The organism is Streptomyces kaniharaensis (assembly GCF_009569385.1).
GTDB lineage: Bacteria > Actinomycetota > Actinomycetes > Streptomycetales > Streptomycetaceae > Kitasatospora > Kitasatospora kaniharaensis.
The window spans coordinates 1,001,417-1,020,364 of the sequence record NZ_WBOF01000001.1; the positions used below are offsets into that span (position 1 = coordinate 1,001,417).

Annotated in this window: 23 protein-coding genes and 1 pseudogene; 14 read left to right on the top strand and 10 right to left on the bottom strand. The window is 73.4% G+C overall.

The features are described from left to right. Positions 1–60: 60 nt before the first annotated feature. A complete protein-coding gene (locus F7Q99_RS04545) occupies positions 61–642 on the bottom strand; it encodes a hypothetical protein (RefSeq protein WP_153460161.1) in 582 nt (193 codons plus the stop codon). A gap of 141 nt (positions 643–783) precedes the next feature. Here F7Q99_RS04545 and F7Q99_RS04550 point away from each other — a divergent pair, with 141 nt between their 5' ends. The 5 genes and pseudogenes from F7Q99_RS04550 (at position 784) to F7Q99_RS04570 (ending at position 4,459) form a co-directional block, all read left to right on the top strand. Beyond that, positions 784–1,203 carry a thioredoxin family protein gene (locus F7Q99_RS04550; RefSeq protein ID WP_326847175.1) on the top strand — a complete coding sequence of 140 codons (420 nt, stop codon included), beginning with the start codon at positions 784–786 and terminating at the stop codon, positions 1,201–1,203. Positions 1,204–1,355: 152 nt separating this feature from the next. Then, positions 1,356–2,090 carry an alpha/beta fold hydrolase gene (locus F7Q99_RS04555; protein WP_153460163.1) on the top strand — a complete coding sequence of 245 codons (735 nt, stop codon included), beginning with the start codon at positions 1,356–1,358 and terminating at the stop codon, positions 2,088–2,090. Positions 2,091–2,168: 78 nt separating this feature from the next. Beyond that, positions 2,169–2,315: pseudogene (locus F7Q99_RS04560) on the top strand (pyridine nucleotide-disulfide oxidoreductase); the annotation flags it as partial. A 196-nt stretch (positions 2,316–2,511) separates the two neighbouring features. Beyond that, complete coding sequence (locus F7Q99_RS04565) at positions 2,512–3,606, top strand: WD40/YVTN/BNR-like repeat-containing protein (RefSeq protein ID WP_153460164.1); 1,095 nt, start codon at positions 2,512–2,514, stop codon at positions 3,604–3,606. A 73-nt stretch (positions 3,607–3,679) separates the two neighbouring features. Continuing rightward, positions 3,680–4,459: a GNAT family N-acetyltransferase gene (locus tag F7Q99_RS04570; protein ID WP_153460165.1), complete on the top strand. Its 780-nt coding sequence runs from the start codon at positions 3,680–3,682 to the stop codon at positions 4,457–4,459. Here the strand turns inward: F7Q99_RS04570 and F7Q99_RS04575 are convergent. Then, positions 4,456–5,313 (bottom strand): DMT family transporter, encoded by an 858-nt coding sequence (locus F7Q99_RS04575; protein WP_153460166.1) that lies wholly within the window; start codon positions 5,311–5,313, stop codon positions 4,456–4,458. The genes F7Q99_RS04570 and F7Q99_RS04575 overlap by 4 nt on opposite strands. Before the next feature lie 54 nt (positions 5,314–5,367). On the opposite strand from F7Q99_RS04575, the gene F7Q99_RS04580 reads away from it, so the two are divergent. Both F7Q99_RS04580 and F7Q99_RS04585 read left to right on the top strand, forming a co-directional pair. Next, positions 5,368–6,231: a MurR/RpiR family transcriptional regulator gene (locus tag F7Q99_RS04580; protein WP_153460167.1), complete on the top strand. Its 864-nt coding sequence runs from the start codon at positions 5,368–5,370 to the stop codon at positions 6,229–6,231. Positions 6,232–6,348: 117 nt separating this feature from the next. Continuing rightward, complete coding sequence (locus F7Q99_RS04585) at positions 6,349–7,377, top strand: LacI family DNA-binding transcriptional regulator (RefSeq protein WP_153460168.1); 1,029 nt, start codon at positions 6,349–6,351, stop codon at positions 7,375–7,377. Positions 7,378–7,441: 64 nt separating this feature from the next. Here the strand turns inward: F7Q99_RS04585 and F7Q99_RS04590 are convergent, their stop codons facing one another. Both F7Q99_RS04590 and F7Q99_RS04595 read right to left on the bottom strand, forming a co-directional pair. Continuing rightward, complete coding sequence (locus tag F7Q99_RS04590; protein ID WP_153460169.1) at positions 7,442–8,479, bottom strand: sphingomyelin phosphodiesterase; 1,038 nt, start codon at positions 8,477–8,479, stop codon at positions 7,442–7,444. Positions 8,480–8,697: 218 nt separating this feature from the next. Continuing rightward, positions 8,698–9,216 carry a GNAT family N-acetyltransferase gene (locus F7Q99_RS04595; protein WP_153460170.1) on the bottom strand — a complete coding sequence of 173 codons (519 nt, stop codon included), beginning with the start codon at positions 9,214–9,216 and terminating at the stop codon, positions 8,698–8,700. Positions 9,217–9,516: 300 nt separating this feature from the next. Between F7Q99_RS04595 and F7Q99_RS04600 the strand changes: the two genes are divergently transcribed. Next, positions 9,517–9,936: a TOBE domain-containing protein gene (locus F7Q99_RS04600; protein ID WP_153460171.1), complete on the top strand. Its 420-nt coding sequence runs from the start codon at positions 9,517–9,519 to the stop codon at positions 9,934–9,936. A 23-nt stretch (positions 9,937–9,959) separates the two neighbouring features. Here the strand turns inward: F7Q99_RS04600 and F7Q99_RS04605 are convergent, their stop codons facing one another. Then, on the bottom strand, positions 9,960–10,436 hold the full coding sequence (locus F7Q99_RS04605; RefSeq protein WP_153460172.1) for a MarR family winged helix-turn-helix transcriptional regulator: 477 nt from the start codon (positions 10,434–10,436) through the stop codon (positions 9,960–9,962). Between the two features lie 103 nt (positions 10,437–10,539). Here F7Q99_RS04605 and F7Q99_RS04610 point away from each other — a divergent pair, with 103 nt between their 5' ends. Continuing rightward, positions 10,540–11,322 carry a dioxygenase family protein gene (locus F7Q99_RS04610; RefSeq protein ID WP_153460173.1) on the top strand — a complete coding sequence of 261 codons (783 nt, stop codon included), beginning with the start codon at positions 10,540–10,542 and terminating at the stop codon, positions 11,320–11,322. Positions 11,323–11,357: 35 nt separating this feature from the next. Here F7Q99_RS04610 and F7Q99_RS04615 read toward each other — a convergent pair whose 3' ends face one another. Continuing rightward, on the bottom strand, positions 11,358–12,005 hold the full coding sequence (locus F7Q99_RS04615) for an NAD(P)-dependent oxidoreductase (RefSeq protein ID WP_153460174.1): 648 nt from the start codon (positions 12,003–12,005) through the stop codon (positions 11,358–11,360). Positions 12,006–12,150: 145 nt separating this feature from the next. On the opposite strand from F7Q99_RS04615, the gene F7Q99_RS04620 reads away from it, so the two are divergent. Beyond that, positions 12,151–12,738 carry a maleylpyruvate isomerase N-terminal domain-containing protein gene (locus F7Q99_RS04620; protein WP_153460175.1) on the top strand — a complete coding sequence of 196 codons (588 nt, stop codon included), beginning with the start codon at positions 12,151–12,153 and terminating at the stop codon, positions 12,736–12,738. A 25-nt stretch (positions 12,739–12,763) separates the two neighbouring features. On the opposite strand, the gene F7Q99_RS04625 is transcribed toward F7Q99_RS04620, so the two are convergent. From F7Q99_RS04625 to F7Q99_RS40870, 3 genes are read right to left on the bottom strand one after another with little or no spacing between them, the layout of a single operon-like run. Beyond that, positions 12,764–13,150, bottom strand: coding sequence for a VOC family protein (locus tag F7Q99_RS04625; RefSeq protein WP_153460176.1), 387 nt, complete (start codon positions 13,148–13,150; stop codon positions 12,764–12,766). 5 nt (positions 13,151–13,155) lie between these two features. Next, complete coding sequence (locus F7Q99_RS40865) at positions 13,156–13,713, bottom strand: GNAT family N-acetyltransferase (protein ID WP_326846265.1); 558 nt, start codon at positions 13,711–13,713, stop codon at positions 13,156–13,158. Further along, positions 13,710–14,168: a group II truncated hemoglobin gene (locus F7Q99_RS40870; RefSeq protein WP_230210153.1), complete on the bottom strand. Its 459-nt coding sequence runs from the start codon at positions 14,166–14,168 to the stop codon at positions 13,710–13,712. Before F7Q99_RS40870 ends, F7Q99_RS40865 begins: the two co-directional genes overlap by 4 nt. Before the next feature lie 192 nt (positions 14,169–14,360). Between F7Q99_RS40870 and F7Q99_RS04635 the strand changes: the two genes are divergently transcribed. The 3 genes from F7Q99_RS04635 to F7Q99_RS04645 are packed head-to-tail and all read left to right on the top strand — an operon-like array spanning position 14,361 to position 17,107. Then, on the top strand, positions 14,361–15,131 hold the full coding sequence (locus F7Q99_RS04635; RefSeq protein ID WP_153460177.1) for an SDR family NAD(P)-dependent oxidoreductase: 771 nt from the start codon (positions 14,361–14,363) through the stop codon (positions 15,129–15,131). A gap of 26 nt (positions 15,132–15,157) precedes the next feature. Beyond that, positions 15,158–15,520 carry a MerR family transcriptional regulator gene (locus tag F7Q99_RS04640; RefSeq protein WP_326846266.1) on the top strand — a complete coding sequence of 121 codons (363 nt, stop codon included), beginning with the start codon at positions 15,158–15,160 and terminating at the stop codon, positions 15,518–15,520. A 51-nt stretch (positions 15,521–15,571) separates the two neighbouring features. Continuing rightward, the gene (locus tag F7Q99_RS04645; protein WP_153460178.1) at positions 15,572–17,107 is read left to right on the top strand and encodes an AMP-binding protein; all 1,536 of its coding nucleotides are present in this window, start codon (positions 15,572–15,574) and stop codon (positions 17,105–17,107) included. Here F7Q99_RS04645 and F7Q99_RS04650 read toward each other — a convergent pair. Beyond that, positions 17,100–17,906, bottom strand: coding sequence for a helix-turn-helix transcriptional regulator (locus F7Q99_RS04650; RefSeq protein ID WP_153460179.1), 807 nt, complete (start codon positions 17,904–17,906; stop codon positions 17,100–17,102). The genes F7Q99_RS04645 and F7Q99_RS04650 overlap by 8 nt on opposite strands. 183 nt (positions 17,907–18,089) lie before the next feature. Between F7Q99_RS04650 and F7Q99_RS04655 the strand changes: the two genes are divergently transcribed. Continuing rightward, the gene (locus F7Q99_RS04655) at positions 18,090–18,908 is read left to right on the top strand and encodes a TIGR03084 family metal-binding protein (protein WP_153460180.1); all 819 of its coding nucleotides are present in this window, start codon (positions 18,090–18,092) and stop codon (positions 18,906–18,908) included. Positions 18,909–18,948: the final 40 nt, after the last annotated feature.

Below are 18,948 nucleotides of genomic sequence, written 5' to 3' on the forward strand. Positions count from 1 at the left end.
GTGCCTCCCGGTCGAGGACCGGCCGACGGGGTCACCGGCCGGGCCGGTCGGCGGCCGTGGTCAGTAGCCGCTGCTCGGCGCGCTCGGGCTCGGGGTGGCGGGGTTGCCCGGCATCTGGCTGGAGCCGCCCGTGACGCCCGCCTTGTCGCCGGTCGGGGTCAGCGCGAACCAGGTGCCGTCCACGCCCTGGCCCTTGGTGTCACCGGGTCTGGTGTCCGGCGCGTAGCGGTAGGCCGGCCAGCCGTTCAGGGTGACCTGCTTGCTGCCGTCGGCCCGGGTGACGGTGCCGACCAGTTTGCTGTCGATGCCCTTGACCGTGACGTTGCCGTTCGCCGGCTCCAGCGGCCAGATCTTGGCGCAGTTGTCGTTGCAGTTGGACTTCGGGGGACTGGCGCTGTCCGCGTCGAAGCGGTAGAGGGTGAACCCGGCACTGTCCGTGACGATCGTGCCGAGCTTGGGGTCAGTGGCGGTCTTCAGGGTGGCGGAACCGCCTGACTGGCTCGGAGCGGGTGTGCTCGGAGCGCTCGGGGTCGCGGGGGCCTTGTAGCCGCCGGACGACCCGCAGCCGGCCACCAGGGCGGCCACGGCGAGGCCGGAGGCGGCGAGCAGGGCGGCCCGACGGGAGCGGGGTTTGCTGCGCATGGTGGGCTCCCGCGGTCGGGTTCGGGGTGGACACCTTTCAATACGGACAGTGGCCGCCGACTGCTCAACGGCGCGTGGCATTCCCCGCGCGCCCGCCACGGAATAGCCTGCGCTCGCGGGCCGTTGTCGCGGGCGCACGGCCTGGAACGCCGGAAGGGAAGGAACCGCGACATGAGCAGCACGGTCGAGCTGACCAAGGAGAACTTCGACGAGATCGTCCCCGGTCCGGCGGGCCAGGACTTCGTCTTCATCGACTTCTGGGCTGCATGGTGCGGACCGTGCCGCCAGTTCGCCCCGGTGTACGAGAAGGCCGCCGAGCGCCACCAGGACCTCGTGTTCGCCAAGGTGGACACCGAGGCGCAGCAGGAGCTGGCCGCAGCCTTCGGGATCCAGTCGATCCCGACGCTGGCGATCATCCGCGAGGGCGTGCTCGTCTTCTCGCAGGCCGGCGCGCTGCCTGAGGCGGTGTTCGAGGACCTGATCGGCCAGGCGCGGAAGCTGGACATGGCCGAGGTGAAGCGCAAGGTCGCTGAGGAGCAGGCGACCGACGGGCAGGTGTGATCAGCGGCGCGGCGTGCTCGCGGACGAGGGCGGGCACGCGGCCGACCGGATGATCCACGGATCCCTCGTCTCCTCAGGTCCGATTCCGTCCGGATTCACTCCTAGAGTCGTCGCCGACGGAGGTCCCGCCCACGGCAGAGGAGCGATCCACCATGAGCACGTTCGTACTGGTCCCCGGTTTCTGGCTCGGCGCGTGGGCGTGGGACGAGGTCGCCGCGCCGCTGCACGCGGCCGGGCACACCGTGTACGCGGTGAGCCTGCCCGGGGTGGCCGAACGCGCCGGCGAGAAGGGCGACCTCGGGCTGGCGGACCACATCGCCGATCTGGCCGACCTGCTCGTCCGCGAGGACCTGTACGAGGTGGTGCTGGTCGCGCACAGCGGTGCCTGCGCCCCGGTCGGCGGGGTCGCCGACCGGATGCCCGAGCGCATCCGCCGCGTGGTCTACCTGGACAGCGGCCCGATGATCGACGGCGGTTCGCTGTACGACCTCTGGCAGCCCGGCTACCGCGCCCTGGCCGACGCCTCGGTGGTCGACGGGCGGCTCCCGATGCCGTCCTGGGCCGACCTGTCCTCGCACGGCGCCAGCGTGGAGGGCCTGGACGAGGCCACGCTCGCCCGGATCCGCGCGCGGGCCACCCCGCACCCGGCCGGCGCGTACCGGGACCGGCTGCGGCTGACCGGCGCCGGGGCCGGGCTGCCGCAGGCGCTGGTGTCCTGCTCGTTCCCGCTCTCCCAGGTGCAGGCGATGATCGCGTCCGGCCACCCGTGGTTCGCCGGGCTCGACGGGCCGAACTGGGCGCTGCGCGAACTGCCCACCGGGCACTGGCCGATGTTCTCCCGCCCGGCCGACACGGCGGCGGTGCTCGCCGAACTCGCGGCGCTCTGACGGTGATCGTCGAAGCCGAACTGGTCGGCGGCGAGTGCTCGTACTGGCCGTGCATGCCGAGCAAGGCACTGCTGCGCGGTCGTCCCCGCGGTCGCCGAACTGCTGCACTCGGCGACCGTCGCGGTGGTCGGCGAGGTGCCCATCGACCGGCTCTGGCACGCCGTGCCCGCCTACCCGACCATCAGTGAGGTGTGGCTGCGGCTGCTGGGGGACTGCCGCGGTTGAGCCGGCGGACTCCGTGCCGGTGATCGGCGCGGCTCCACACCGCGGGCGCGACTCCACACCCACCGGCTCGGCTTACAGGCATCGGCGCAGCTCCGCACGCATCGGCGCGGCGAGATGTGGCGTTGGGTGGACGGCGGGACACTGGCAGTCGGGGGGCGTCCCGGGGGGTCGTTCTCGTGACCAGGTGGTGTGTGGCATGACCGAGGTGCTGTTGGCCGTCGGAACCGAGAAGGGCCTCTTTCTCGGCCGCAGCCGCGACCGGCTGAACTGGGAGTTCAGCGGGCCGCACTTCCGGATGAACGCGATCTACTCCGTCTCCGTCGACCGCCGCGGCGGCCGCACCCGGCTGCTGGTCGGCGCGGACAGCAGCCACTGGGGCCCGTCCGTCTGGCGCTCCGACGACCTCGGCACCACCTGGTTCGAGCCCTCGAAGCCCGCGATCCGCTTCCCCGAGAGCACCGGCGCCTCGCTCACCCGGGTCTGGCAGCTCCAGCCCGCCGGGCCCGAGGCCCCCGGCGTCGTCTACGCGGGCACCGAACCCGCCGCGCTGTTCCGCTCCGAGGACGGCGGCGAGACCTTCAGCCTGGTCGAGTCGCTGTGGAACCACCCGCAGCGCACCCAGTGGGGCGCCGGCTACGGCGGCCAGGGCCTGCACACCGTCCTCACCGACCCGCGCGACGCGCAGCGGCTGCTGGTGGCCGTCTCCAGCGGTGGCGTCTACCGCAGCAAGGACGGCGGCGACAGCTGGGAGCCGTCCAACGCAGGCCTGCGCGCCGAGTTCTTCCCCGCGGAGAGCCAGTACCCGGAGTTCGGCCAGTGCGTCCACAAGATCGCCCCGGACCCGGTCCACCCCGACCGCCTCTACCTGCAGAACCACGGCGGCGTCTACCGCAGCGACGACTGGGGTGCGAGCTGGCGTCCCATCGCCGACGGGCTGCCCGCCGAGTTCGGCTTCGCCATCGCCGCCCACCCGCGCCGCGGCGACACCGCCTACCTGTTCCCGCTCGGCGGCGCCGACGACCGCATTCCGCCCGGCCGCCGCTGCCGGGTCTACCGCACGGCGGACGGCGGCGACAGCTGGCAGCCGCTCGCCAACGGCCTGCCGGGCGAGGACCACTACGGCATCGTGCTGCGCGACGCCCTGCGCACGGACGACGCCGACCCGGCCGGGATCTACTTCGGCAACCGGACGGGCGACGTGTACGGCAGCCGCGACGAGGGCGAGAGCTGGTCGCTGCTCGTCTCCCACCTGCCCGACGTGCTGTGCCTCCGGGCCGCCGTGGTCTCCTGACAACCCGGTTGTCCTGGGTCGCGTGCTCGCCGAACATGGCGTCGGACGGACGATCTCGACGAGGGGGGCGGCCATGGCCGAGGCGGACTGGGTGATCGGGCGGAGTGGCGACGGCGTGCCGGTGGTGCGCTTCGTCAGGGGCGAGCGTGAGGGTCGGCCCTGGGCCGACCTGCTGGAGGTGCTGGACGGCTCCGGCGGGGTGGACCCGGTGGAGTTCGTCCGCACCGAGATGCCGGGGTGGGTGGTCTCCGGATCCGAGCGGTTCGGGCGGGAGTTGCTGAGCCGGGGCGCGACGGTGCTCCGGCACGCCCACACCCTCCGGCGCGACCTGGTGGCCGCTCCCCCGCCCGCCGACTGGGCCGGGACACCGCTGCGGAGCGGCCTGCGAGCCACCGCCTGCGACCGCGCACCCGAGGACCTGTTCGAGGCCTGGCGGGCGGCGTTCGCCCCCGGGCACGTGGACCGCTTCGCCGGCGACGACCGGCAGGCGCTGGCGGAACGGCTCGTCCCGCTGCTCGCCGGGAAGGCGATCGGGCCCGTGCTGCCGTCCAGCCGGCTCGCCGTGGACGCGGACCACCGGGTGGTGGCAGGGGTGGTGCTCACCGACCGCGACGGCGTGCCGTGGATCGCCGACGTCTTCCGCCACCCGGAGCGGGGCTACCGGGGCCTCGGCGCGGATTTGCTGCGCCAGGCGGTCGCGGACGCCACCCGAAGCGGCCTCACCGAAGTGCAGTTGACGGTGACCGAGGGCAACCCGGCCCGCCGCCTCTACGAGTCGCTCGGCTTCGAACTGCTGCACACCGCACTGACCGTGATCGTGCCGAAGCAGACCGGGGGCAGGACCAGGGGCTAGGTCCGCGCCAGCTCCAGCACCACGATCCCGGCCAGCACGGTGGCACTGGCGGTCAGCCGTAGCCGCCCGAGGCGCTCGCGGAAGACGGCCGTGGCGATCAGTGCGGCGATCACGATGCTGGTCTCGCGCAGCGCCGCGATCGTCGCCAGATTGCCCCGCGACTGTGCCCACACCACCAGCCCGTAAGCCGTCAGCGACAGCACCCCGCCCGCGATCCCGAGCGGCACCACCCGGCCGGCCCCCGTCAGCAGCGACCGGCCGCGCCGCAGCCGGACGATCAGCGCGAGCATCGGCCCCTGCAGCAGGAACAGCCAGGCCACGTAGCCGCCGACGGTACCGGCGTGACGCACCCCGCTCCCGTCCAGCACGGTGTACAGGGCGATCATCACCCCGGTGCCGGCGGCGGCTCCCAGTGCGGGCAGCTGTGCCCGCCCCGGTACGCCCTTGGCGAAGGCCAGCCCGATCAGGCCGCAGGAGATGACCGCCACTCCCAGCAGCTCGCCGAGGCCCAGGTGCTGGCCGAGCGCCGTCACGGACATCAGCGCCACCAGGAGCGGCGCCGACCCGCGCGCGATCGGGTACATCTGCCCGAAGTCCCCCAGCTGGTAGGCCCGCAGGAGCAGCACCGTCGACGTCGTCTGCACGGCCACCGAGGTCAGCAGGTACGGCCAGGAGGCGGCGGCCGGCAGCGGGTTGAGCAGCACCAGGACGACCGCGCACGCGGTGTACGTGAGGTTGATCAGCGTGAAGCCGACCAGCTTGTCCGGGATCCGGTGCGCGAGCCCGTTCCAGACGGCGTGCAGCACCGCCGCGGTGAGCACGGCGACGGGCACGGCCGACGCGAATCCTGGCATGGCGAAGCTCCCCTCCAACGAGCCTGGAACGGAATTCCACGTTACCCTGATTCCATGGAAGAGTGTTCCGAATTTTCTCCCCTGGAGTCGCAGCTCGCCGCGCAGATCCGCGCCCGGCTCGGCGAGCTGCGCGGCACCGAGTCCCGCGTCGCCCAGGTCGTCCTCGACCGCGGCACCGACCTGGTGCACCTCAGCGTCAGCGATGTCGCCGCGCTCGCCGGCACCGCGCCGTCCTCCGTGGTCCGCGCCTGCCAGCGGCTCGGCTTCCGCGGCTACCAGGAGCTGAAGATCGCCGCCGCCCGGCACGCCCCCCGCCCGGCGCCCGGCCCGGCCGACGACCGCGACCCGGCCGCCCGCGCGCTCGCCGACAGCCTGCGCGCCGCCCGGGAGGCCCTCGACGGGATGACCGCCACCCTCACACCGGCCGACCTGCGGGCAGCCGCCGGACTGCTCGACGGCGCCGACCAGGTGCTCCTGGCCGGCACCGGACTCTCCGGCGCGGTCGTGCTCGACCTCGCCTACCGGCTGCGCGCCCTCGGGCTGCTCGTCGACGCCCCCGCCGACCCGCTCACCGCCCAGCTCGCCGCCGCCCAACTCCCGCCCACCGGCGTCTGCCTGGCCGTCAGCCACACCGGTGCGACCCCGACCGTGGTCGACACCGCACGCCGTGCCCGCGCGGCCGGCGCCGCCGTCCTCGCCGTCACCAGCTACGCCCGCTCGCCGCTCACCGAGATCGCCACCCACACCCTGGTCGCCGGCGGGCAGGACCTGGTGTTCGGCCTGGAGACGACCGCCAGCCGGCTCGCCCACCTGGCCGCCGTCGACGCCCTCGCCGCGACCCTGCTCGCGCTGCGCGGGCCCCGGGCCGAGCAGGCGCTCCGACTCTCGGCGGACGTGACGGCGGATCAGATGTACTGAGGGCCGGCGCGGGCCCGGCCATCCGGCGCTGCGCTACCGGAGGCCGCCGAGGACGGGGCCGCAGGCCTCCGATCAGGGAGAACGAGGCTGTCGGAGGTGGTGTGTAGGCTCGCAGGCATGGCGAGGGTGACGCGGGACGATGTGGCGAGGGTGGCGGGGACGTCCACGGCGGTCGTGAGTTATGTGATCAACGACGGGCCACGGCCGGTGGCGCCGGCCACACGGGCACGGGTGCTCGCGGCGGTCGAGGAGCTGGGGTACCGGCCCAACCGGGTCGCGCAGGCGATGGCGCGGCGGCGGACCAACCTGATCGGGATGGTCGTCCCGGACGCGCGCCAGCCGTTCTTCGCCGGGCTCGCGCACATGGTGGAGCAGGCCGCCGCCGAGCGCGGCCGGCTGCTGCTGATCGGCAACTCGGACTACGCGGACGAGCGCGAGGCGCACTACATCCGCGCCTTCCTCGGCATGCAGGTGGACGGCCTGATCCTGGTGACCCAGGACCCGTCGGTGCCCGGGGTGGCCGGCTTCGACGTGGGCGACGCGACGCCGGTCGTGCTGCTGCACCACCGCGCGGAGACCGCCGGCGGCGTGGCGGTGGTGGCCGACGACGAGGGCGGCGCCGCCGAGGTGGTCCGGCACCTGCTCGGCCACGGGCACGCCGAGGTGCACTGCTTCGGCGGCACGTTCGGGCTCAGCCCGGCCGACCCGGTCTCCGGGCGTACGGCCGGCTGGGCCGCCGCGCTGGCCGACGCGGGCGTGCCGGCCGAGGACCTGCTGGTCCCCGCACCGTTCGACCGGGTGCGCGCGCACGCCGAGGCGTTGAAGCTGCTGGCCCGGCCGGACCGGCCGTCCGCCGTGTTCTGCACGACGGACGACCAGGCGATCGGCATGCTGCGGGCCGCCGACGACCTGGGGATCCGGGTGCCGGAGGAGCTGGCGGTGGCCGGCTTCGACGACATCGCGGAGGCCGTGATCGCCGGCCCGGCGCTGACCACGGTCGCCACCGCGCAGGACGAGATGGCCCGGGCCGCGGTGGACCTGGTGCTGGGCGGGGCCACCGAGCGGGTCACCGGCGCGCGGACCTTCCCGGCCCGGCTGGTGCCGCGCCGTTCCTGCGGCTGCCCGGGTCCGTCCGGGCCGTCCTGAGCCGGTACGCCGCCCTGAGCCCGTACGGGGGTGCAACCTCCGCACGGGCCAAGGGCGTTGGGGCTCAGTTCAGCTGGAAGGTGGCCTCGACCGGGTAGTGGTCGCTGGGCGCGTTGGTGTCCGGCTGGCCCGGGGTCCAGCCCGCCTGGGGGTCGAAGTCGACCTTCACGGTGGACATCGAGGTGGGCGCCGGGCGGCCGGGGGCGTTCAGGTAGCCGATGTAGTCGAGGTCGTCCCGGTAGTCCTTGGGGAAGGTCTCGACGCCGGACATGTACTGGCACCAGGCGGAGACGGTGCAGTCCATGGTGTTCAGGGTCTGGCCCGGGTCGGTGGCGGGGGTACCGAGGACGCCGTCCGCCGCGTACTGGGCGTTGGCGTAGTCGCCGCGGCTCTGCCCGTGGAAGTACTCGACGTTGAGGTCGCCGCCGATCAGGACGGGCGCACTGCTGCCGACGACGCCGTTCACCCAGGCGCGGAGCTCGCCGAGCTGGCCGAGGCGGGTGGACTGGGTGGTGTCGGTGGAGACGTCCGACTCGTCGGCCTGCAGGTGGGTGCCGACGACCCAGGCGGTGGTGCCGTTCTTGTTCACCTTCACCAGCGCCGCGCCCTTGTTGGCGTGGTAGTCCCAGGTGCCGTAGGTCGAGTTGCTGAAGACGTGGGCGTACTGGGCGGCGATCGGGTACTTCGAGAGGATCATCGTGCCGCCGTTGATGACGAACCACGAGTTGGAGCAGTTGCCGCTGATGCCGGTCCAGCCGCCGCCGGAGCAGGTCTGGCCGACCACCGGGGTGCGGTAGGGGTAGAGGTCGGCGAGCTTGCTGTTGATGTCGGCGGTCGAGCTGTTGTTGAAGTTCTCGTCCAGGATGACGACATCGGCGTTGTGCTGACGGACGATCTGCTCGATCACCGGGGTACGGCGGGCGGCCTGCTCGTTCTGGGTGCTGTCCACGACGGGGGTGCCGAGGTCGACGTTGAAGGCGAAGACGGACAGCGTGGTGGGGCCGGCCGGGGAGCCGGCGGAGGCGGTCGGGGCGGTGCCGCCGAGCAGCAGTGCGGCGGCGGCTGCCGAGGTGAGGGCGGTGGCCGTGCGACGCGAGAGCATGGGCGTTCTCCTGGGGACTCGTCTACCCTGCGGAACCCGGGCCGCGGGTCGCGGCCGACGGGGTTGGCAGCGGAACGCTAGCTACTGCTCGGTACGTCGGGAAGAACGCCAGAAGATCAGTGGCGATCGGCTCTGTGGCCGAGAGATGTCTGTACAGCTCCGACGGGGTGTACGACAAGATGTCTGTACACCCTTGCGCCCCCATGGCCCCTCACGGTTCAGCCCTCGACGAGTTCGTCCGCGAGCAGGTCCATCAGCAGGTTGTCGTGCCAGCTGCCGTCCGGGCCGCGCTCGTACTGGCGCATGGTGCCCACCGGGTGGAAGCCGGCCTTCGCGAAGCAGCGGATCGCGGCGGCGTTGTCGGCGGCCGGGTCGATGATCAGCCGGTGGTAGTGGTGGTCGTGCACCAGGTGCCGGGCGAGGGTGCGGACGGCGTCGGTGCCGAGGCCGAGGCCGTGCACGCTCGGGTCGAGGAAGAGGTCGATGCCGGCGTGCCGGTAGTCGTCGTCGTTGTTGGCGTACCACTGGATGGCGCCGACCACCTTGTCGCCCAGCTCGACGGCGAAGGTCTCGGTGTCGGGCGCTTCGAGGTCGGTGGCGACCTCGTCGGCGAGGTCGTCGCCGCCGCGCCACCGGGCGTAGACCTCGGGCGTGCCGCGGATGGCCACGAGGACCGGGATGTCGTCGGCGGTGGCGGGCCGGAGAGTCACGAGGGTGCCGTGCAGAATCGTCCCCATATCGGGCATGTTGACACGGAAACGGGCGTCCGGCGAGCGCCTTTACCGACCCGGTGGCGGCCTTCCACCTCGCGCGCGGTGCCGCCGTCCGGCTGTCGGGCGCGCAGCCGCTGCCGCCGGAGCTGCGACCGAAGGCGCCCCAGCCGCAGATGATGTGACCGTCCGGCGTCGGGCCCGGCCCGCTTCCCCCGGCCGGGTCCGACGCCGGGCTTGCGGCGGTTTCCGGCCGCTAGGGTGGGAGTGGGCACGGCCGTAAACCCCTCGTTCCCGCAGGGGAACACGATCGGAAGGCGCCACCCCATGAGCCTCAGCATCCGCAACCAGCTGCCCGGCACCGTCAGCTCCGTCACGCCGGGCGAGGTGATGGCCACCGTCAGGGTCCGCCTCGACTCGGGCCAGGAGCTCACCGCCGCGGTCACCCTCGACGCCGTCAGGGACCTCGGGCTGGGCGCGGGCAGCGCCGTCCAGGCCCTCGTGAAGTCCACCGAGGTCGCGCTGGCCACCGGCCCGGTCGCCGGGCTGAGCATCCGCAACCAGATCCCCGGCACGGTCGCCGAGGTCGCCACGGGTGGGGCGATGGCCGGGGTCAGGGTGGACGTCGCGGACGGCGCGCTGACCGCCGCGATCACCGCCGAAGCGGCGGCCGATCTGGGCCTGGCGGCCGGTTCGCCGGTGGTGGCCCTGATCAAGTCGACCGAGATCGCACTCGCGACCGCCTGAGGCCGCGGCGGGCCGGAGGGCGACTATGGAACGTCGTCCGGGCGCAGCCGGGCGCTGACCTCGCCCAGACCCTCGGCCAGGACGGCCAGTTGCTCGCGGGTGAGCACGTCGATCAGCAGCTCGCGGACCAGGGCGACGTGGCCGGGCGCGGCCTGCCGGACCGCCTCGCGGCCGTGGTCGGTGAGCTCGGCGAACACACCGCGCACGTCGCTGGGGCAGGACCGGCGGCCGACCAGGCCCATCCGCTCCAGCTGGGTGACCTGGTAGGTGAGGCCGCTCTTGGAGGTGACCAGCTTCTCGGCGAGTTCGGTCATCCGCAGCGAGCCGGCCGGAGCGGCGGAGAGGTGCACCAGGATCTCGTACTGGGTGTGCGAGAGGCCGGAGTCCTCCTTGAGCTGGCGCTCCAGCCGGCGGTTGAGCAGGTTGCTCGCGGTGACGAAACCCCGCCAGGCGGCCATCTCGTCCTGGTCGAGCCAGCGGGGTTCGTTCGGTGAGGCCATGGTCGAAGCCTACTCCTGTTGTTCAAATTCGAACGAAGGTGTACTGTCGACATAGAGGTTCAAAGTTGAACTACCTCCGCCCCCGCTCCCCGAGGAAGACGCCATGAGCACCGCGGCCCCCGAGCGCATGCCCGCCCTCTACCTCTCGCACGGCGCGCCGCCGCTCGCCGACGACCCGATCTGGCCCGGCCAGCTCGCCGCGTGGTCCGCCGACCTGCCCCGGCCGAAGGCGATCCTGGTGGTCTCCGCCCACTGGGAGGAGGCCCCGCTCGCGCTCGGCGCCGTCACCACCGTGCCGCTGGTCTACGACTTCTGGGGCTTCCCCGAGCACTACTACCGCGTCCAGTACGCCGCCCCCGGCACGCCGGAGCTCGCCGAGCGCGTGCGCAAGCTGCTGCGCGCCCCCGGCACGCCCGTCCAGGACATCCCCGACCGCGGGCTCGACCACGGCGCGTACGTCCCGCTGGTGGAGATGTTCCCCGAGGCGGACGTCCCCGTCCTCCAGGTCTCCCTGCCCACGCTCGACCCGCAGCGGCTGCTGGAGATCGGCCGCCGGCTCGCCCCGCTGCGCGACGAGGGCGTCCTGATCGTCGGCAGCGGCTTCTTCACCCACAACCTGCGGGCACTCAGCAGCGACGGCCGGGTCAGCTCCGTGATGGCCGAGTTCGACGACTGGGGCCGGCGCGCGCTGGAGGCGCACGACCTCGACGCGCTGCTCGACTTCGAGCGGAAAGCCCCGGCCGGGCGGCTGGCGCACCCGCGCACCGAGCACTTCGCGCCGCTGTTCGTCACCCTCGGGGCCGGCGAGGCCGATCTCGGCAGCCAGCGCAGCGTGATCGACGGCTTCTGGATGGGACTCGCCAAGCGGTCGATCCAGCTGGGGTGAGCACTTCGAAGGGCCTTGGGCGATCCTTCGACAGATCAAAGCGCGCAGCAGGTGAAGCGCTCGCCGATGTGCTCGGGCTGCTCGATCTCGTCCACCAGGGCGACCGCGAAGTCCGGCACCGTGATCCGGCTCCGGCCCGCCGCGTCGGTGAGCAGTTGCTCCAGGCCCGTCCGGTAGAGGCCGGTCCGCTCCCCCGGCCCGATCTCGGCCGCCGGGCTGAGCACCGTCCAGCGGACGTCGGAGACCGTCCGGTAGTAGTCCAGCGCCGCGCCGTGCGCGTGCATGATCTGCAGGAGCGGCTCCGGCAGCCCGGGGGTGTCCCAGACGCGCACGCCCGGAGCGGTCTCCAGGCTGCCCGCCCCGCCGACGGCGATCAGCCGGGGCGCGTCGCCGCCCAGCGCGCGCAGGCCCTCGACCAGCGACCGGGCGGCCGGCTCGATCAGCGCGAGGTGGCCGGGGCCGTCGCCGCCGCCGACGGCGCTCACCAGGACGTCCCGGCCTGCCGCCACGCGGGCGACGTCCGCCGGATCCAGCACGTCGCCGCGCTCGACGGCCGCCGCGTCGCCGCGGTACCGGTCCGGGTCGCGGACCACCGCGGTGACCTCGTGCCCGCGCGCCGTCGCCTCCGCGACGACGGCGCTGCCGATGGTGCCGTTGGCGCCGATCACGGCGATTCTGGCCATGGGGTACCTGCCTGTCCGTTCGGGGGTGCTTCGAAATCCTGACTTTGCGTCAGGCATCGTCGATTATCGGGCGGTCCGGCTGCATCGGCCGGGATCTTCGACCTATCGTGTGACGATCTGACGGCACGCCTGGTGAAGGTACGACATGCACGACGGCGACGCGGTGCGAGCCGCCCTCGACGAGACCCTGCGGGCGCTCAGCCCTCACACCGGTGACCGGGACTGGGACGTCCCGGCCGGGCTGCTTGAGTGGAGCTGCCGGGAGACCGCCGCGCACATCGCGCACGACCTGCTCGCGTACGCCGGCCAGCTCGCCGCCCGGCCCACCGGCCGGTACCTGCCGCTCGACCTCACCGTCCGCCCGGACGCCGGGCCCGCCGAGGTGCTGACCGTCGTCACCGCCGCCGCACGGCTGCTCGCCACCGCCCTCGACGCCGCGCCGCCCGAGGTGCGCGCCTACCACCACGGGCCCTGCGAGCCGCACGGCTTCGCCGCCATGGGCGTCGCCGAGACCGTCCTGCACACCCACGACATCACCCGCGGCCTCGGGCTGGACTGGCAACCGCCCGCCGAGCTCTCCGCCTTCGTCCTGGACCGGCTGTTCCCCGACGCGCCGGACGCCTCGGAGGCCACGGCCGGCGACATTCTGCTCTACTGCACCGGGCGCGCGGAACTCAACGGCCGCCCGCGCAAGACCTCGTGGTGCTGGCGGGCGGCCATGGGTGAGTGGTGACTCCCCAGCGCCTCACGGCGGCTGATCAGGCGTCGCCGGTGGCGATCCGCTCGGCGTGACCGCGCTCGACGCAGAACTCGTTGCCCTCAGGATCCGCCAGGACGGCCCAGCCGCGACCGTCCGGCGTGCGGCGGTCGTCCAGCAGCGTGGCGCCCAGGGCCAGCAGGCGTTCGACCTCCTCCTCGCGGGAGCGGTCCTGCGGCTGGAGGTCCAGATGGACGCGGTTCTTGACCGACTTGCCGTCCGGTACCCGGATGAAGAGCAGCGTGGCGCCCGCGGACTCTACGGCCGCCTCCGGGTCACCTGGGTTGTCGTCCTCGCCCAATGCGCCGTCCAGCGCCTCCGCCCAGAACCGGGCGAGGGCGTACGGGTCAGCGCAGTCGATCGTCACGTGTCGTATCAGAGAGGCCATGCGCCCTACTCTGACCGGCTTCGTTCGGATCGGTCCAGCCGATTACGGGAGTGCCGGTGGCCGTCGCGGGGGTACGGCGGGTAGGCCGGGATCACCTCCGCGAGTGCGTAGCCGCTCTTCTCCGCCACCCGGCAGGACGCCAGGTTGTCGACCTGGTGCAGCAGGTCGATCCGGACCAGGCCGTCGCCGGCGAACGCGGCGAACGCCCAGTCCGTCAACGCCTGCACGGCCCGCGGGGCCACGCCCCGGCCACGGGCGGCGGCGGCCGTCCAGTACCCAACCTCGGCGGTCTCGCCGCCCGGGGTGCCGCGCTTGAGCACCACGTTGGCGACGAGTTCGTCCCCGTCCAGGACGGCGAAGCTGTAGCGGGTGCCCTCCGCCCGGCCGCGGTACTGCACGTCCAGCCAGCGCACGGCCTCGGCGGGGTCGTCGACGGGGACGCTGGTGAAGCGGCGCAGGGTCTCGTCCCGGTAGATCTCGATCAGCGCCGGCGCGTCCCCGTCCTCGAAGGGGCGCAGCAGAAGGCCGTCCGCGGTCGGGCCCGCCGTGAGGGCGACGGTCACTGGAGGCCCTCCCAGCCCCAGCGGGGCGTCGGGCCGGGCTCGCCGAGGTCGGTGCCGGCCGGGGAGGACGAGACGTCCTCGGCGATCTTCGTGCCCCAGTCGAAGTACTCCATCACCCGGGTGCGCAGCAGCTCGTCGTCGGGGAGTTCCTTCCGCACGGCGGCGGCCATCAGCTCCATCCAGCGCAGGCGCTGCTCCTCGGTGATGGCCAGGCCGAGGTGCGCGCCGAGCAGCGCCTGGTGGCCGCCGAGCTCCTCGGTGAAGCGGGCCGGGCCGCCGAAGATCTCGGCCAGCCAGACGGCGACGTGCTCGATGTGGGTGGTGGTGAAGTTCGCGAAGACGGGCGCGAGGAGGGGGTCTGCGAGGACGCCCTCGTAGAAGGTGTGGCTGAGCCGGCGCAGCGTTTCGATGCCGCCGACGGCCTCGTAGAGGGTGTCGGGCCGTTGGTCGCTCATGGTTCTCCCCGTGGGTGCGGCCGCTGTGTGATGGAACCTGTGGCGAAACCTTCCTAGCAGGCGGGCGGGGCGTCCGCCGCTCCGGTCGGCCACGTGTTCGCGCCGGGCTCAGCAACCGGAAGCCCGGACTCCTGCTCCTCCGACAGCCGGCGCTTGACATTGACGCTGGCGGCAGGGTTGGAGGCTGACGGCATGAACACTGTGGAGACAGCAGGGCGGCGGGTCGTCATCGTCACCGGGGCCGGGACGGGGATCGGGCGGGAGACGGCGCGGGCGTTCGCGGCGCAGGGGCCGGATGTGCGGGTGGCGGTGGTCGGGCGGCGGGCGGAGCCGCTCGCGGAGACGGCCGCCGCGCATCCCGGGCGGATGGAGCCGCTGGTCGCCGACCTCACCGAGCCGGGTGCGCCGGAGGCGATCGTCGCGGAGGCGCTGGCGCGTCACGGGCGACTGGACGTGCTGGTCAACAACGCCGGGATCGTTCGCAGCGGGCAGGGGCTCGGGAGCTACGACCGGGAGGGCATCGAGTCGCTGCTGGCCACCAACCTGGTCGCGCCGGTGCTGCTCGGGCAGGCCGCGGTGCCGGCGCTCGCCGAGAGCCGGGGCGTGGTGGTCAACGTCAGCACCGCCGTCGGGCAACGCGGTTGGCCGTCCAACTCGGTGTACGCGGCGAGCAAGGCCGCGCTGGAGACGGTCACCCGCAGCTGGGCGGTCGAACTGGCGCCGCGTGGCATCCGGGTGGCGGCGGTGGCGCCCGGGGCGATCGACACCCCGATCGCCGACCACTCCGGGTACGGCCCCGAGCAGCGGGCGGCCGTCCGGAAGTGGCAGATCGAGCACACGCCGCTGGGTCGGATCGGCCGCCCGAAGGAGGTGGCCTGGGCGATCGTCCAACTCGCCTCGCCACAGGCCTCGTTCGTGACCGGCGTAGTGTTGCCCGTCGACGGGGGCGCACTGGTGGGGTGAGGCGTCGGGCGGCAAGGGGGTACGGGGTGCGGATCGGCGAGCTGGCGGAGCTGACGGGCACGACGACCCGGGCGCTGCGGCACTACGAGCAGGCCGGGTTGATCTCCGCCGAGCGCGCGCCGAACGGCTACCGCGAGTACGGGGAGGCAGCGGCCGTCCGGGTGCGCAACATCCGTGCACTGGTGGAGGCCGGGCTCACCCTGGACGACGTCCGGCCACTGCTGGGCTGCCTGGACGGTGACGTCCTGGCGAGCCCGCCGTCCCCGCGGATGCTGGCGATCGCCCGGGAGCGGCTGGCCGTGCTGGAGCACCGGATCGCCGCCCAGACGGACGTCCGGGACCGGCTGGTCGCGGCCCTGCACGCGGCGGACGTGCCATCGGACGGGTGACACCCCCGATCGGGGGTGTCCAGCGGGCGGCCGGGAGAGGACAGTGGGCGCATGCAGATTCCACTCTCCGTGATGGACTTCCTCGACCGGGCCGAGCTGGTCTACGGCGACCGGGTCGGCATCGTCGACGAGCCGGCACAGCCGGCCGAATCCTGGGGCGAGCTGAGCTACCGCCGGATCGCCGAGCTGGCCCGGGCGCAGGCGGCCGGGCTGGACCGGCTCGGCGTCGGGCCGGGCGAGCGGGTCGCGGTCGTGTCGCACAACTCGGCCCGACTGATGACCTCCTTCTTCGGGGTCAGCGGGTACGGGCGGGTGCTCGTGCCGGTGAACTTCCGGCTGAAGGCGGAGGAGGTGTCGTACATCGTCGAGCAGAGCGGCGCGTCCACGCTGCTGGTCGACCCCGAACTCGCCGACGCGCTGGACGGGGTGGCGGCCAAGCACAAGTTCGTGATCGGCGCCGACAGCGACGCTCTCCTGTACGACTTCGACAACTCCCCTCGACGGTACGCGCTTTCCGAGAACGACACCGCCACGATCAACTACACCAGCGGAACCACCGCCCGCCCCAAGGGCGTTCAGCTCACCCACCGCAACATCTGGCTCAACGCGATGACGATGGGCCTGCACTACGGGGCGAGCGACCGGGACGTCTACCTGCACACCCTGCCGATGTTCCACGCCAACGGCTGGGGCCTGCCGTACGCGCTCACCGGCCTCGGCGCCCGGCACATCGTGCTGCGCAAGGTGGACGGCGCGGAGATCCTGCGCCGGATCGAGCGGCACGGCGTCACCTTCCTGTGCGGCGCGCCCGCGGTCGTCCAGATGGTGCTGGAGGCGGCCGCCGACTGGGACGGCCCGGTGCCCGGGCGCGACCGGGTGCGGATGATCGTGGCCGGCGCCCCGCCGCCGACCTCCGTGGTGGAGCGGGTCGAGGCCGAACTGGGCTGGGAGTTCATGCAGCTCTACGGCCTGACCGAGACCTCCCCCGTGGTCACCGTCAACCGCTCGCGCACCGAGTGGGACGCCCTGCCCGCCGCCGAACGCGCCGAGAAGCTCGTCCAGGCCGGCGCGCCCGCGCTCGGCACCCAGCTGCGGGTGGACGGCCAGGGCGAGGTGGTGGTGCGCTCCAACACCGTCCTGGACGGCTACTGGCAGCAGCCCGCGGCCACGGCCGAGGCGATCCGGGACGGCTGGTTCCACACCGGGGACGGCGGCACCCTCACCGACGGCTACCTAACCATCTCCGACCGGAAGAAGGACGTCATCATCAGCGGCGGGGAGAACGTCTCCTCGATCGAGGTGGAGGACTGCCTGTACAGCCACCCGGCGGTGGCCGAGGCCGCGGTGATCGGGGTGCCCGACGAGAAGTGGGGTGAGACGGTCAAGGCGCTGGTGGTGCTGCGGGACGGGCGCGGCGACGTCACCGAGGCCGAGCTGATCGCGCACTGCAAGCAGCGGCTGGCCGGCTACAAGTCGCCGACGTCGGTGGAGTTCCGGGAGACCCTGCCGCGCACGGCCACCGGGAAGCTGCAGAAGTTCCGGCTGCGCGAGCCGTACTGGAGCGGGCAGCCGCGGCAGGTCAACTGATCAGCCCCGACTCCCTTGCGGCCAGGGCGAGTTCGGTGCGATTGCGGACGCCCAGCTTGCGCATCGCGGACTTCAGGTAGCCCGTCACGGTGTTGCAGGTGAGGCCGAGCCGGGCAGCGATCTCCGGGTTGGTCCGGCCGGTCGCCGCCCAGCTCAGCACCTCGTGTTCACGCGGGGTCAACGGCGTTGCGGGCAGGGCTCTTCGGGGGTGCGGGGGTGCCGGAGGCGCTGGGTGAGTCGGCGTTGGCTGGGCGCCCCAGGCCGCCGCCCCGGCGAGCGCGCGGGTGGCCGCCGCGGCGAGCCTGCCGACCGCCGCGATCCGGACGTCCCCGAGCGGCACGACGGCGCGCAGCGAGGCGTACACCACGCCGTGCACGGTGCCGCCGTGCAGCAGCGGCACGGTGAGCATCGCGTAGAGGTCCTCGGCGGTGACGGCCGCGTCGTAGTGGTGCGAAATGGTCGTCGCCGCACGGTAGTCGGGCACCCACGTGGGCGTGCGCTCGGCGAGCGTCCGGCCGCCGAGGCCGTGGCCGGCCGGGACGGCGAGGTCGTGCAGCAGGTCGGCACGGGTGCCGGCCCAGTGCCGCAGCACCATGCCCTCGGCATGCTTGCGGCCCCCGGGGAGCTCCTCCGGCACGCCGACCAGACCGACGTCGGCGCCGCACTCGGCCACCACCCGGCGGGCGAGGTCGCCGAGCACGGCTTCCCGGACCAGCTCGGCGGCGCGCGCGGCGACGTCGTGGTCGTCGGGGTCGTCGAGGTCGTGCGTGGGGGAAACGGGGTCCGCAGCCCTTGTCATCGCGCGATTGTCACACGTGGTGCGGCCGCTGGCGAGAGTTCTGAGGTGCCGGCTTCATGGAATCGGACGTGCGTGTTCCGTCGAATCGCGGGCGCGGCGGCCGCGCCGGGCATAGGGTGCGGCCCTGGATTACCGACGGGTAAGGCCATGTGATCCAGCTGAGATCGAGGTGAGGGGAAGCCGATGACGAATCCGAACACCCCGAAGGACGTCCTGCGGGGCCTGCTGGCCGACCTGCGGGCGGAGAGCGCCGTCCTGGACGAACTGGTCGGCGATCTGCCGGCGGAGGAGTGGACCCGCCCGACGCCCGCCGAGGGCTGGACGATCGCGCACCAGATCGCCCACCTGGCCTGGACCGACGACTGGACCGTCCGCTCCGCCCGCGACGCGGACGCCTTCACCGCGGCCGCCGGCAGCAGCTTCGGCGAACTCCTCGCGGCCGGCCGGGACCCGGTCGACGAGGGCGCGGCCGAAGGCGCCACCGAGGAGCCCCGCGCCCTGCTCGCCCGCTGGCGGACCGGCCGCGACGAGGTGCAGGCCGCGCTCGCCGCCGCCCCCGCCGACGTCCGGCTGCCGTGGTTCGGCCCGCCGATGAAGCCCGCCTCGATGGCCACCGCCCGGCTGATGGAGACCTGGGCCCACGGCCAGGACGTCGCCGACGCCCTCGGCACGACCAGGGAGCCCACGGCCCGGCTGCGGCACATCGCCCACCTGGGGCTGCGCACTCTCGGCTTCGCCTTCACCCTGCACGGACGGCCCGCCCCGCAGGACCCGGTCCGTCTCGAACTGACTGCCCCCGACGGCACCTTGTGGACCTTCGGCCCGGCCGACGCCGCCGACCGGGTGAGCGGCCCGGCGCTGGACTTCTGCCTGCTGGTCACCCAGCGCCGCCACCGGGACGACCTCGCCCTCACCGCCACCGGCCCCACCGCGACCGCGTGGCTGCCCATCGCCCAGATCTTCGCCGGCACCCCCGGCAAGGGGCGGGAGGCGGGAGCGTGACGACCGGCCCTGGGCCGAAGAGGGTGTCGAGCCGGAGCAC